This is a genomic window from Streptomyces sp. NBC_01166 (genome assembly GCF_045039765.1).
Classification (GTDB): domain Bacteria; phylum Actinomycetota; class Actinomycetes; order Streptomycetales; family Streptomycetaceae; genus Streptomyces.
The window spans coordinates 726,972-740,454 of record NZ_CP108613.1 but is presented as its reverse complement, the minus strand read 5'-3'; the positions used below and the strand labels follow the sequence as shown (position 1 = coordinate 740,454).

Annotated in this window: 11 protein-coding genes; 7 read left to right on the top strand and 4 right to left on the bottom strand. The window is 71.9% G+C overall.

Annotated elements, in window-relative coordinates; all coding sequences use genetic code 11:
- Positions 1-376 precede the first annotated feature (376 nt).
- The 3 genes from OG379_RS03615 to OG379_RS03605 are packed head-to-tail and all read left to right on the top strand — an operon-like array spanning position 377 to position 3,572.
- Positions 377-1,717, top strand: coding sequence for an extracellular solute-binding protein (locus tag OG379_RS03615; protein WP_405659179.1), 1,341 nt, complete (start codon positions 377-379; stop codon positions 1,715-1,717).
- The gene (locus tag OG379_RS03610; protein WP_405659177.1) at positions 1,714-2,676 is read left to right on the top strand and encodes a carbohydrate ABC transporter permease; all 963 of its coding nucleotides are present in this window, start codon (positions 1,714-1,716) and stop codon (positions 2,674-2,676) included. Before OG379_RS03615 ends, OG379_RS03610 begins: the two co-directional genes overlap by 4 nt.
- Positions 2,673-3,572 carry a carbohydrate ABC transporter permease gene (locus OG379_RS03605; protein ID WP_405659175.1) on the top strand — a complete coding sequence of 300 codons (900 nt, stop codon included), beginning with the start codon at positions 2,673-2,675 and terminating at the stop codon, positions 3,570-3,572. The genes OG379_RS03610 and OG379_RS03605 overlap by 4 nt, the downstream gene beginning before the upstream one ends.
- Before the next feature lie 54 nt (positions 3,573-3,626).
- On the opposite strand, the gene OG379_RS03600 is transcribed toward OG379_RS03605, so the two are convergent.
- Positions 3,627-4,514: a UbiA family prenyltransferase gene (locus OG379_RS03600; protein WP_405659173.1), complete on the bottom strand. Its 888-nt coding sequence runs from the start codon at positions 4,512-4,514 to the stop codon at positions 3,627-3,629.
- A 118-nt stretch (positions 4,515-4,632) separates the two neighbouring features.
- Between OG379_RS03600 and OG379_RS03595 the strand changes: the two genes are divergently transcribed.
- The 4 genes from OG379_RS03595 (at position 4,633) to OG379_RS03580 (ending at position 10,093) form a co-directional block, all read left to right on the top strand.
- On the top strand, positions 4,633-5,691 hold the full coding sequence (locus OG379_RS03595; protein ID WP_405659171.1) for a type III polyketide synthase: 1,059 nt from the start codon (positions 4,633-4,635) through the stop codon (positions 5,689-5,691).
- A 13-nt stretch (positions 5,692-5,704) separates the two neighbouring features.
- Positions 5,705-6,232 carry an isoprenylcysteine carboxyl methyltransferase family protein gene (locus OG379_RS03590; protein WP_362929582.1) on the top strand — a complete coding sequence of 176 codons (528 nt, stop codon included), beginning with the start codon at positions 5,705-5,707 and terminating at the stop codon, positions 6,230-6,232.
- Positions 6,229-7,242 (top strand): NAD(P)/FAD-dependent oxidoreductase, encoded by a 1,014-nt coding sequence (locus tag OG379_RS03585; protein ID WP_405659169.1) that lies wholly within the window; start codon positions 6,229-6,231, stop codon positions 7,240-7,242. The genes OG379_RS03590 and OG379_RS03585 overlap by 4 nt, the downstream gene beginning before the upstream one ends.
- A gap of 145 nt (positions 7,243-7,387) precedes the next feature.
- The gene (locus OG379_RS03580; RefSeq protein WP_405659166.1) at positions 7,388-10,093 is read left to right on the top strand and encodes a SpoIIE family protein phosphatase; all 2,706 of its coding nucleotides are present in this window, start codon (positions 7,388-7,390) and stop codon (positions 10,091-10,093) included.
- Positions 10,094-10,109: 16 nt separating this feature from the next.
- On the opposite strand, the gene OG379_RS03575 is transcribed toward OG379_RS03580, so the two are convergent.
- The 3 genes from OG379_RS03575 to OG379_RS03565 all read right to left on the bottom strand — a co-directional run bounded on the left by OG379_RS03575 (position 10,110) and on the right by OG379_RS03565 (position 13,413).
- A complete protein-coding gene (locus OG379_RS03575; protein WP_405659164.1) occupies positions 10,110-10,739 on the bottom strand; it encodes a class I SAM-dependent methyltransferase in 630 nt (209 codons plus the stop codon).
- 25 nt (positions 10,740-10,764) lie between these two features.
- Positions 10,765-11,550 carry an SAM-dependent methyltransferase gene (locus tag OG379_RS03570; protein ID WP_405659162.1) on the bottom strand — a complete coding sequence of 262 codons (786 nt, stop codon included), beginning with the start codon at positions 11,548-11,550 and terminating at the stop codon, positions 10,765-10,767.
- 147 nt (positions 11,551-11,697) lie between these two features.
- Positions 11,698-13,413, bottom strand: coding sequence for a lysyl oxidase family protein (locus OG379_RS03565; protein ID WP_405659160.1), 1,716 nt, complete (start codon positions 13,411-13,413; stop codon positions 11,698-11,700).
- Positions 13,414-13,483 lie beyond the last annotated feature (70 nt).

Here is a 13,483-nt window from a genome sequence, read left to right as displayed (position 1 = left end):
CGTGCTGCCGACCGGAGACGGCGGCAGCCGTGAGCAAGGGACCGGCTCCGGTCCCGGCCGGGCCGCCCTCCGTCCTCCTTGTTAGACGGAAGGTATAGCAAGGCTGCCGGGCAGGCCTACCCCCCAGTAAGAAATGTGTGGGCATCCCCGCGATATCTCCTCGCGTGAGCGTTCCGGTCCGCCGGTTCCAAGGGGCCAGGGACGGGGGCTTGTTCGTGGTGTCGAACATTGTTCGCAATTTCAGCGTGAGTCATTGACGCGACGTTTTCCCGCGCCTACGGTCCCGTCCGAAGTAGCGGTCACGCGTCGAAATATCGAACGTGCCGCCTCCCTTCACGCGTCCCCGCACCTCAGAGACGAGCCGAGACGAGCCGCCATGCAACCACCCCTCCTCAGCCGGCGCCGAGCCCTCGCGGGCGGTGCCGGCGCCCTGGCCGCCGCCGGAGCCCTGGGCTCCCTGTCCGGCTGCGCAGCACCGGCGACCGCCGCGGGTCCGGGACAGACCCTGCTGCGGTACTGGCACCTGTTCGGCGGCGGCGACGGCGTCAACATGCAGGGAATGCTGGACGGCTTCCGGTCCGGGCACCCGGAGATCGCGCTGGAAGCCTCGACCCTGCAGTGGGGCGCCCCGTACTACACGAAGCTCGGCATGGCCGGCGCAGGGGGGCGGGCGCCCGAGCTCGCCGCCCTCCACCTCGCCCGGCTCGCGGGCTTCGCCCCCGGCAGGCTCCTCGACCCGTTCGACCTCGACCTGCTGGCCGAACGCGGCATACGGGAGAAGGACTTCCCGCCGGACATCTGGCGCCGGGGCCAGGTGGGCGGCAAGCAGTACGCCGTCCCGCTCGACACCCATCCCTTCGTCCTCTACTACCAGACCGAGATCTGCGAGAAGGCCGGACTCATGTCGGGCGGCCGGCTCAAGCCGATCAGCGGTGCCGACGACTTCGCCGACGCACTGCGCGCCGCGAAGAAGGCGACCGGACAGCCGGGCCTGGTGACCGAGACGCTCGGGCCCGACTGCATCACGCCCTGGCGTCTCTTCTCCAGCTTCTACGCGCAGACCGGCGGCACGGTGCTCTCCGCGGACGGCAAGCGCCTCGCGCTCGACGACGCCAAGGCGCTGCAGGTGCTGGAGTACCTGGCCCGCCTCGTGGAGGAAGGGCTGATGGTGCGCCGCGTCGACTACGCCGGATCCGTCGGCGTCTTCAACGGCGGGAAGACCGCCTTCCATCTCAACGGCGAATGGGAGATCACCACCTTCAAGGCCACCGGGCTGCCGTTCTCCATGACCCGCATTCCCGCGCTCTTCGGGACCGCGGCCACGCAGGCCGACTGCCACGCCTTGGTCCTGCCGCACCAGGCGGACCGCGGGGGAGCCCCGAACGAGGCGGCCCACACGCTCGTCGCCTGGATGCTGAAGCACTCCGTGGCCTGGGCCGAGGGCGGGCACGTGCCCGCCTATCTGCCGGTGCTCGATGATCCGGCCTACCTCGCCCTGAAGCCGCAGTCCGAGTACCGCACTGTGATCGACGACGTGGCGCTGGACGAACCCGCGTGGTTCGCCGGCTCCGCCTCCCGGCTGTGGATCGAGCTCGGAGCCGTGTTCTCCGGGGTCCTCACCGGCTCCAGGAGCCCGCGCAACGCCCTGGCCGAGGCCAAGGCCCGGCTGCGGACACTCCTCGACACCCGTAACCCCCTCCCGGGAGCCGCGTCATGACCTCCACCACCGCGGCGGCGCCGGCACCCGTGGCGAAGCCCGCCGAGGGTGCGGCCGGGCGCCCGGCCCGCGCCGTGCACAGGAAGTGGACCGAACACGGCCTGGTGTTCATCGCGCCCTTCCTCCTCGTCTACGCCGGCTTCCTCATCTGGCCGCTCATATCCGGCCTGCACATGAGCCTCACCAGCGAGAACATCACCGGCACCGGAGGTGAGTTCGTCGGCCTCGACAACTACGCCGAAGCCGTGCGCGACCCCGAGGTGTGGTCCTCGCTGTGGAACACCGTCTGGTTCACGGTCCTGTCCACCGTCCCCCTCGTCCTCGTCGGCCTCGTGCTCGCGCTGCTCGCCCACCAGCTGCGGGTGGTGCAGTGGCTGTGGCGGCTCAGCTGGTTCGCGCCGTTCCTGCTGCCGTCCGGGGTCGTCTGCCTGCTCTTCCTGAACATGATCCTGCCGTCCGACTTCGGCCTCGCCGACCAGCTGCTCGCCGCCGTCGGGCTGACGCCGGAGATCGGATGGCTGACGGACGAGCGGTACGCCATGCTCAGCATCGTGGCGACCACCGTCTGGTGGACCGTCGGCTTCAACTTCCTGCTGTACCTCGCCGCCCTCCAGGCCATTCCGGCGCATCTGTACGAGGCCGCCGAACTGGACGGCGCGGGCGCCGGGAAGAGGCTCCTGCACATCACCCTGCCGATGCTCAGCCGCACCACGGGGCTGGTCGTGGTCCTCCAGGTACTGGCCTCGCTGAAGATCTTCGACCAGGTATACATCATGACCGGCGGCGGCCCCGACGACTCCACCCGTCCGATCCTCCAGTACGTCTACCAGCAGGGTTTCACGGGCTACCGCATCGGCTACGCCTCCGCCGTCTCGTACATCTTCTTCGCCCTGATCCTGACCGTCTCCCTGGTGCAGCCGCTGCTGTCCCGGCGCCGAGCTGAGGAGGCCGCGAAGTGAGCGGTTCCACCACCGTCACCACCCGACCCACCCCACGCCGGGAGCGGTCCGCCGACGCCGGGGGCCGCCGCCCGCGCTGGACGCCCGGCAGGGTCGTCCTCCTCGTCATCGCCCTGCTCCTCACCGCGGCCTGGCTCCTGCCGCTCGCCTGGGCCGTCGCCACCTCCCTGAAGCCGGAGGGCGACACGACGAAGACACCGTTCTCCTGGATCGGCTCGCGCGTCACCTTCGACGCGTACACCAAGGTCTGGGAGTCCGGCGACCTGATGGTCTGGCTCATGAACTCGGCGTACATCTCCCTCATGACCACGCTGCTGACCGTCGTGACGTGCGCGATGGCCGCCTACGGGTTCACCCGCACCGACTTCCGCGGCCGGCGACTGCTCTACGGGCTCGTGCTCGCCGGCATCATGGTGCCCCCGCAGGTGCTCATCGCGCCCCTGTTCCGCGAGATGGTCCAGCTCGGCCTCGTCGACACGTACTGGGGTGTGATCCTGCCCCAGGTCGCCGTGCCCGCCATGGTCTTCATCCTGGTGAAGTTCTTCGAGGGTGTGCCCCGGGAGTTGGAGGAGGCCGCCTTCTGCGACGGCGCCGGCCGCTGGCGGGTGTTCTGGACGATCGTCATCCCGCTGTCCCGGCCCGTGCTGGCGGCCGTGGCGATCTTCACCTTCATCTCCACCTGGAACAACTTCCTCTGGCCGTTCCTCGTGACCACCGACCCGGGCGGCATGACCCTGCCCGTCGGCCTCGTCAACGTCCAGTCGTCCTTCGGGGTCCGGTACGCCCAGATCATGGCCTCGCTCGTGATCGCCGGGATGCCGCTCCTGATCGTCTTCGCCTTCTTCCAGCGGCAGATCGTGCGCGGTATCGCGCACACCGGTCTCGCCGGCCAGTAACGGTCACGCCGGAGCTGACGGCCCGTACGGACGGCAGCACGTCCGTACGGGCCGTCAGGCGATCTCCGTACCGCGGGCGAGCAGCAGTGCAACATCCGCCGCCGCCACCGCCACCGTCCCCGCGAGCGCGGTCTTGCGCCACGCCCTGACCGGCCGTGGACCCGCGTACACCGTCGTCGCCGCCACGGCGCAGAGAGCCACACCGGAGAGAACGGCGACACCCAGTCCGCCCGGCGGCCCCGCGGGGCCCAGGACCAGCACCGCGGTGGCCGCCACCAACGGGAGGGGCAGCAGGAACCGGGTGCGGGCCGGGCCCAGCCGCTGGGGCAGACCGCGGATACCCGCCCGCAGATCCTCCTCGATGTCCGGCAGCACGTCGCCCAGATGGGCCGCCACGCCGAGCAGCGCACCCGCCGTCACCGCCCACCACGCGGGCCAGGGGCTCCCGGGAAGGCTCAGGGTGACCAGACACGGAAGGGCGCCGAAGCCGATCGCGTACGGCAGCCAGGACACCACCGTCCCCTTGAGCCTCAGGTTGTACGCCCACGCCGCGACGACCCCGGCCAGATGCGCCGCACCCGCCGCTCCACCGCACGCGAGCGACAGCACCACGCACAGGAACAGCGCGGTGAACGCCGCGCCCCACACGGCACTTCGGCTCACCGCGCCCCGGGCCACCGGTTTGCCCGGCCGCGCGGCCTCGGCGTCGCGCAGGGCGTCGAACGCGTCGTTGCACCACCCCACGGAGAGCTGCCCGGTGAGCACGGCGCCGGCGACCAGCACCGGACGGCCGCTCCCCGGCCCCGAGCTCACGGCCAGCGCGGTGACGAGCGCGGTCACCGCCACCACCGGACCCGGATGGCAGGACAGTGCGAGCCCCGGCCACGGGCCGGACAGGCGGAGGGAGGGCGCGTGCGCCGAGGGCCGGTCCGTGGTGTCCACGGGGCGATCGTAAGGACGCCGAGGCGTACGAACACGGCAGCCGCGCGTCACATGTGCTCAGATTTGCCCCATTCTGTAGGCAGGATGTGGGCATGACCTTTCCGAAGCGGTGGCCAGGGTGACCCGGATCGCGGCCGTGCACGGAGTCCTGCCGCCGCACCGCCACACCCAGGGCGACGTCACCGACATGGTGGCGCGCACCTGTCTGCCCGCGGGCACCGACCGCCGCGTGCTCGACCGGATCCACGCCAACGCGGGCGTGCACAACCGGAACACGGTGCTGCCCCTGGAGCGCTACGGCGAACTGGACGGCTTCGGGGCCGCGAACGACGTGTTCATCGGAGCGGCCGTCGACCTCGGAGCCGAAGCCGTCCGAGGCGCGCTGCGCAAGGCCGGACTGCGCCCCGCCGACGTGGACCTGCTGCTGTTCACCTCGGTCACGGGGATCGCCGCCCCCTCCATCGACGCACGGCTCGTCGGGCGTCTCGGTCTTCGGCCCGACGTGAAGCGGCTTCCGGTCTTCGGGCTGGGCTGCGTCGCCGGAGCCGCCGGGGTGGCGCGGCTGCACGACTACCTGCACGGCCGGCCGGGCCAGGTGGCCGTGCTGCTCTCGGTCGAGCTCTGCTCCCTGACCTTCCAGCGGGACGACGCGAGCCCCGCCAACCTGGTGGCCACCGCGCTGTTCGGCGACGGCGCCGCGGCGGCGGTCCTCGTCGGCGACGGCCACCGGACGTCGGTGGACGGCCCGGAGGTGGTGGACACCCGCAGCCGCCTGTACCCGGACACCGGGCACGTCATGGGCTGGGACATCCGCGGCTCCGGCTTCAGAGTGGTCCTCGACCCGGCCGTCCCCGACGTCGTACGCCGATATCTGGCCGAGGACGTCAGCGGTTTCCTGGAGGAGCACGGGCTGAAACCGAAGGACGTCGCCCGCTGGGTCTGCCATCCCGGCGGCCCCAAGGTCCTGGACGCCGTCGCCGACGTCCTGTCCCTGCCCGAGGGCGCCCTGGACGTCACCTGGCGCTCGCTCGCCGAGGTCGGCAACCTGTCGTCGTCCTCGGTCCTGCACGTCCTGCGGGACACGATGGAACAGCGGAGACCCGAGCCCGGAACGCCCGGTCTGCTGATGGCCATGGGCCCCGGCTTCTGCTGCGAACTGGTGCTGCTGCGCTGGTAGTCCGGAGGAACACATGATCTGGTACACGGCCCTCGTGCTGGCCGTCGCCGCCGAACGCCTGGCCGAGCTCGCGGTGGCGCTACGCAACGCCCGCTGGAGCCTGGCCCGGGGCGGCACCGAAGCGGGGCGTGGACACTACCCGGTGATGGTGGCCCTGCACACCGGGCTGCTCGCCGCGTGTCTCGCCGAGACATGGCTGGCCGGCCGCCCGTTCGTGCCCTGGTCCGGCTGGGCCATGGTCGCGGTGGTGGCCGCCGCGCAGGGACTGCGCTGGTGGTGCGTCCGCACGCTGGGGCGCCGCTGGAACACCCGGGTGATCGTCGTCCCCGGCCTGCCACTGGTGACCGGCGGCCCCTACCGGTGGCTGCGCCATCCGAACTACGTGGCGGTCGCCGCCGAGGGAGCCGCCCTTCCGCTGGTCCACGGCGCCTGGGTGACCGCCGTCCTGTTCACCGTGGGCAACGCGGCGCTCATGACCGTACGCATCCGGTGCGAGGACGGCGCGCTGGCCCGCCTCGTCGGAGCGGACGCACGCGCGTGATCGACATCCTGGTGGCGGGCGGCGGACCGGCCGGCCTCGCGGCGGCGATCCGGGCCGCCGCGGCCGGCCTGGAGGCCGTCGTGGTCGAACCACGGCCCATGCCCGTGGACAAGGCCTGCGGCGAGGGAATCATGCCCAGCGGAGTGGCGGCCCTGCGCGCCCTGGGGGTCACTCCGGCCGGCAGCGAACTCCGGGGGATCCGGTACGTCGAGGGCCCCCGACAGGCCGAGGCGGCCTTCCGGGGCAGCTCCGGGCTCGGCGTCCGCCGCACAGAGCTCCACGCCGTCCTGCACCGGCGCGCCCAGGACCTCGGGGTACGCGTCGTCGCCGGCCGGGCGGCGGAGGTGCGCCAGGGGCCCGACAGCGTCACGGCGGCGGGGCTGACCGCCCGATGGCTGATCGCCGCCGACGGCCTGCACTCACCGCTGCGCCGTGCGCTCGGCCTGGAACGCCCCTGCTCCGCACCCCGCAGATACGGGCTGCGCCGGCACTACCGGACCGCCCCCTGGACGGACCTCGTGGAAGTCCACTGGTCGCGGCTCGGCGAGGCCTATGTGACACCGGTGGGGGAGGGGCTCGTGGGAGTGGCCGTGCTCAGCCGCCACCAGGGTTCCTACGAGCAGCACCTCTCCGCCTTCCCCGCCCTGGCCGGCAGGCTCCGCGGACTTGAGGCTGGCCCCGTGCGCGGCGCCGGCCCGCTGCGCCGGAGCGCGAGCGCACCGAGGGCCGGCCGGGTCCTGCTGGCGGGTGACGCGGCGGGCTACGTCGACGCGCTCACCGGCGAGGGCATCGCCCTGGCCGCGGCGACCGCCTCGGCGGCCGTCGACTGCCTCGCCTCGGGCCGGCCAGAGGCCTACCCCGCGCAGTGGGCGCGGCTGACACGACGGCACCGCCTGCTCACCGGAGCGCTGCTGGGCGCCGCGGGACACCCCTGGACCGCCGGACTGATCGTGCCCGCCGCCCACCGGATGCCCCGGCTCTTCGCCGCCGCGGTGCGCGCCCTGCAGTAGCCGCTGGCCCTGACGGGGCTCCGGCCGCCCCTGCCACCCTCTCCGGGTGCCGCCCCGCCCTGGTTCCACGGTCACCTCTCTCATCCACGTGCCCGCGCGTACGGCGGGGCGGCGAGGAAGCGGGAAGCCGTGTAGAAAGGGGGACATGGCCGGACGCTACGGCCGCCCGCGTTCGTTTCTCCGGATGAGAAGCCTCGCTGGTCAGGTCTTTCTCCTGCAGGTGGCGATCGTGGTGCTGCTCGTCGCTGCATCCGTGGCCGCGCTTGTGCTGCAGTCCCGGGCCGACAGCGAACGGGAAGCCCGTAATCGCTCCGTCGCCGTGGCCGAGACCTTCGCGAACGCCCCCGGCGTGGACGCGGCTCTGCGGAGCCCCGATCCCACCGCCGTACTCCAGCCCAAGGCCGAGGCGGCGCGCAAGGGCTCCGGAGTCGACTTCATCGTCGTCATGAACCTCGATTCCGTCCGCTACACGCATCCCCTGCCCGACAGGATCGGCAAGAAGTTCGTCGGCACCGTGGAGCCCGCCCTGGAGGGCCGTGTCGTCACCGAGAAGGTCGACGGAACCATCGGACCGCTCGTCCAGGCCGTCGTGCCGGTGCAGGGCGCGAACGGCCAGGTATTGGGCCTGGTGTCCGCGGGCATCACCATCAAGAGCGTCAGCGGGGCCGCCGAGGACCAGTTCCCCCTCCTGTTCGGCTCGGCCGCGGGAATCCTGCTGCTCACCATGGGAGGCACCGCCCTCGTCACCAGACGCCTGAAACGCCAGACCCATGGGCTCGGCCCGACCGAGATGACCCAGATGTACGAGCACCACGACGCCGTTCTGCACGCCGTGCGGGAGGGCGTGCTCATCGTCGGCGGCGACGGGCGGCTCCTGCTGGCCAACGACGAGGCGCGGAGGCTCCTGCACCTGCCCCCGGACATCGAGGGCACGCCCGTCGAGGAGCTCGGGCTCGACCCGGTGACCACCCGACTGCTGACCTCGGGGCGCAGCGCGACCGACGAGGTGCACTCCGTGGGCGACCGCATCCTGGCCATCAGCCAGCGGGCCACGGACAGGCACGGCGGGCCGCCCGGGAGCGTGACGACCCTGCGTGACACCACGGAGCTGCAGGCGCTCACGGGCAGCGCGGCCATGGCGCGCGGCAGGCTGAAGCTCCTCTACGACGCGGGCACGGAGATCGGCACCGCCCTGGATGTCGTACGGACGTGCGAGGAGCTGACGGAGTTCGCCACGGCTCGCTTCGCCGACTACGCCACCGTGGACCTGGCCGAAGGCGTGCTGCGCGGCGAGGAACCCACGACCGCCCGGGCCACCACCGACGGCCTGCGCCGCTCGGCCTTCAGCGGCCCCCGCGACGACACCGGGCTCCACCCGCTCGGCTCGGTGATCCGTTTCCTCGAGACCACGGACATCGGGGCCGCCCTGCTCAGGGGCGAAGCCGTCCTCGACACCGATCTGGCGCGGCGCGCCGGCTGGCAGCAGCAGAACCCGGAACGCGCCGCGCGCATCGTGGAGAGCGGATTCCACTCGATGATGGCCGTCCCGATGCGGGCCCGGGGCGTGCTTCTCGGCGCTGCCCTGTTCTGGCGGGCCGAGACCCCCGAGCCGTTCGAGGACGAGGACCTGTCCGTCGCGGAGGAGCTGGTCGCCCGCGCCGCGGTGAGCATAGACAACGCGCGCCGCTACTCCCGTGAGCACAACGTGGCGGTCACCCTGCAGCGCAGCCTGCTGCCGCAGGGGCTTCCCGACCAGAGCGCCATCGACGCCGCCTACCGGTACCTCCCCGCGCAGGCCGGGCTCGGCGGGCTGGGCGGTGTCGGCGGCGACTGGTTCGACATCATCCCGCTGCCCGGCGCCCGGGTCGCCCTCGTGGTGGGGGACGTGGTCGGGCACGGACTCCACGCGGCGGCCACCATGGGGCGCCTGCGCACGGCGGTCCACAACTTCTCCACGCTGGACCTGCCGCCCGACGAGCTGCTGTGGCACCTGGACGAGCTCGTCGCCCGCATCGACCAGGACGAGTCGGCCGAGGGCTCGGAGGGAGGCGGCGGCGTCACCGGGGCCACCTGCCTCTACGCGATCTACGACCCGGCGTCCGGACGCTGCACCATGGCCCGCGCGGGCCACCTCCAGCCGGTGATCGTCAGCCCCGAGGGCGAGGCCGTGTTCGCCGACGTCCCGGGCGGCCCGCCCCTGGGGCTCGGCGGCATGCCCTTCGAGACCCTCGACCTGGAGCTTCCGGAGAACAGCCGTCTGGTGCTCTACACGGACGGGCTCGTCGAGGACCGCCAGCGCGACATCGACGAGGGGCTGGAGATGCTGCGCGAGACCCTGTCCGGACACCCCGACCGGACACCGGAGGAGACCTGCCAGGCCGTTCTCCGTGTCCTGGTGCCCGCCAAGGCCCGCGACGACATCGCGCTGCTCGTCGGACGCACCCGCTGTCTCGCCCCCGAGAACGTGGCCGAGTGGGACGTGCCCTCCGATCCCTCCGCGGTCGCGCGGGTGCGCTCCGACGTGTCCCGCAAGCTGAACGAGTGGAATCTGGTCGAGGAGGCCTTCACGACCGAGCTGATCCTCAGCGAACTGGTCACCAATTCCATCCGCTACGCCAACGGCCCGATCGGCGTACGGCTGATCCGCGACAGGACGCTGATCTGCGAGGTGTCCGACCGCAGCAGCACCTCACCCCATCTGCGCCAGGCGGCCAGCATGGACGAGGGGGGAAGGGGCCTCTTCCTCGTCGCCCAGCTGGCCGAACGCTGGGGCACCCGCTACACCGACGACGGCGGCAAGGTCATCTGGACGGAACAGCTGCTGCAGCCCGAGATCGACGGGCCGGGGTGACGCGACACCCGGCGGGTCACCGACGGCAGTCCAGGAACAGATGAGGCTCCGGCACCGCTCCGGCGCGGTCCGGAGTGAAGACCGCCCCGGTCTCGTGCACGACGGTCAGCCCGGCATCGGCCGCGAGCGCCCTGAGCGCCTCGGGCCCGAAGCTGGTGACCCGCACCTCCTGGCCCATGAAGACGGTGCTGACGCCCTCCACGTCCAGCGGCACGGTCGCCAGGACCAGATGACCGCCCGGCCTGAGCGCTTCCGCCAGACGGTGCACGAGCGCGCGCTGCTCGTCGCGCGACATCTGCAGGAGCGAGAAATAGACGCAGACGGCGTCGAAGCTCTCCTTCTCCAGGGGGACCTCCCGGATGTCCGCCCGGCGGAACGACGCCCCGGGGACCCGGTGGGACGCCAGGTCCACCATGACGGGCGAGACATCGACACCCAGCACCTCGTGCCCGGCGGCCGCCAGGGTGTGGGCGGTCGGCCGGCCCGTCCCGCTGCCGACATCCAGAATCCTGCTGTGCGGCGCCAGCCGCTCCAGCAGCCGGTCCAGCGAGTCGTGGTGCGCGGCCGAGCCGGCGAAGGCCGTCTCGTAGTCGGCCCCGATGGCGTCGAACGCCTCGGCCGCCGCGTGCTGGTGGTCCTCGGTCATGGACACGTCCCCTTCCGGACCGTGACTACGGGATGCGGGCGACCGCGACGTATACGCCGCTGAACTCCTGCTCGGGGGCCGACGTGCCGCGGAACCACTCGGGAGCCGTCACCAGACCCGGCTCGACGATGTCCAGGCCCTCGAAGAAGCCGGCGAACTCGGCGCGGGTGCGCAGAGCGAGCCGGATACCCCCCTTGCCGTACTCGGCCGCACCCTGTTCGCCGCGCTCGGGGTTCACGTCCGAGGCGCCCTGCGACAGCACCACGTAACTGCCCGGTGCCAGGGCGGAAACCAGAGTGCGCACGATGGCCCGCGGGTCCTGGTCGTCCGGGAGGAAGTGGAGAAGACCCAGGAGCGAGAGGGCGATGGGCCGGTCGAAGTCCAGGACCTTGCGCGCCGCCGCGATGATCGTGGCCGGTTCGAGCACGTCCGCGTGGACGTAGTCCGTGGCCCCTTCCGGACTGCTGATCAGGAGTGCCTCCGCGTGGCGCAGGACGATCGGGTCGTTGTCGCAGTAGACGACCCGTGACCGCGGATCGATCTCCTGGGCGATCTGGTGCAGGTTCGGCGCGGTCGGGATCCCCGTGCCGATGTCGAGGAACTGGCTGATCCCCTCGCCGGCCAGCCAGGCCGTCGCCCGGTTCATGAAGGCACGGTTCTGGAACGCACCGGCCTTCGCCTCGGCCGGCAGCTGCTGTGCCACCGCCTGGTCCACCGGGTAGTTGTCCTTGCCGCCGAGCAGCGAGTCGTACACGCGAGCCGAGTGAGGCCTGCTGGTGTCGATCGGGGGCCGGGGTGTCCCAGTCGTCATGACGCGCTCCGTCGCAGATGAGGTGAACCGCTCCGCCTGCGAAGTCTGCCACAGCAACTCGCTGGTGGGAGGCAGCGGTTGCCCTCGCACGGGCGACGACGGCGGCCCCCGGGAGCATGTCCCGGGGGCCGCGCGGCAGGCCGGGTCTCAGGGCGCGTCGACCAGGTCGTGCTTGGGTACGGTCACCGTGCGGGCACCGGGCTTGCCGCCCAGGACCACCTTCCGCAGGGCGCTGTTGTTGCCGAGGTCGGTCTCCTTGAGCCGGTTCTCCGGGTTGGCCAGCACCTGGATGTAGTACGTGCCGTTCGCCAGGCCGGTGATGTCGAAGGACTGGCCCGGAAGGTCCTGGGTGTACGTGTCACCGGAACCCACGTCGAGCACCTCCCGTACGGAGATGGAGTTCTCCTGGCCGCACGCCGTGGACAGATCGGTGTTGTCCGGGTGCCAGTTGGCGTTCTTCACCGTGTAGTCGACCGCGTCGGTGTTGGCCAGGCAGAAGGCCTCCTTGCCGCTGCGCACGGTCTCCTTCTGGTCCGCCTTCAGCAGCCGGTAGCTGGCGAAGTCGGTGAAGTGCCAGTGCTCATGACCCGGGCGGGGGTCCCATTCCATGGTGCCGGTCGGGGTGTAGCCGACCTGCTTGCCCGAGGCGTCGTAGAAGTACTGGTAGGCGTCCATCAGCTCGTTGCCCGGCTTGCGGAAGCCGTCCACGACCAGCTGTGCGGGGCCCGCGTTCCACACGTTGGCGCTGAAGGCCAGATAGTCCTTGCCCGGCGCGTCCGCGTCGCCCTGTCCGATGGTGATCCCGTAGGCGGGCAGGGAGCGCAGGTCGGGCTTGGGGACGTCCGGAACGGCGGCCCGGCCCGTCGGCCGCTGCGCGTTCGGCTGTGCCGCGGGCGCCTGCCGGGAGCCGTCCGTACGCCCCGGCCCGTCGCCCTGCGCCGACCGGAGGCCTTCGCGCTTGGCCGCCCACGGCACGGCGGCGGGCGCCGGCGGGTGGGGGCCGTGGCCCACGTTGTACGAGGGACCCGCACCGGTGGTCGCCGACACCGGGGCGGGAGTCCGCACGGCGGTGTGGCCGGCGTGGCCCGAGTGCCCGGCCCCGTGGGCCGCGTGCTCCGACGCGGAACGGGCGCCCGCGGCGCCGGCGGGGCTCTCCTCCTCCCAACTGCGCTCGCGCACGGTCACCTTGACGGTCTGCGGTTCGTCAGCGATCTTGAACAGATCGCGGTAGCGCTGGGTGACGGCCACCTCCGCGGTGTACGTCCCGGCCGGCAGGGCGACCGGCGCCGCGTAGTAGCCCGCATAGGTGTTGGACGCCCAGCCCTTCTCGACGCCCCACACCGATCCGAGCGTGAAGGGGTTCGTCGGGCAGCTCTCGGGATACTTCGACGTGGACGGGGCGTCGGGCAGGATCCGGCCCGACGCGTTGTTCGGGCAGAACGACTCCGTGCGGTTCACCACAGCCTTGCCCGCGGCGTCCCGGACCGTGATCCGGACGAAGTCCGGCAGCCCCGAGAAGTCCTTCACCAGGCCCTTGGGCAGGGCCTTGGTCCGGGTCTTGTTCCCCTCGTGGATGACCTGGGTGGCGATGACCGGGTCCTTGTAGCTCTTACGGGTCACCCGCAGTTCCAGCGGGGCTCCGGAAGAGGTGAGATACGTCCCGAGGTCCAGGTAGACGCCCGGGTCCTCCTTCCACGAGTCGAGCGTCACCGACTTCGAGGCGGCGACCAGACCGAGCTGGGGAACAGACGTCGCCTGCTCGCTGTCGGGCGCCGCGGCGACGACGCCGGCGGTCACGGTGATCGCCGCGGCTGCGGCGACAACCGGACGCCACAGGCGGTTGCGGGGGGTTCTGCTGCTCATCGTTCTCCGATGTCCGGGTGCCCCGTCGGGGCGGTGGAGTCGCTTTGCCCATGAGAGAGGGCGAACACGG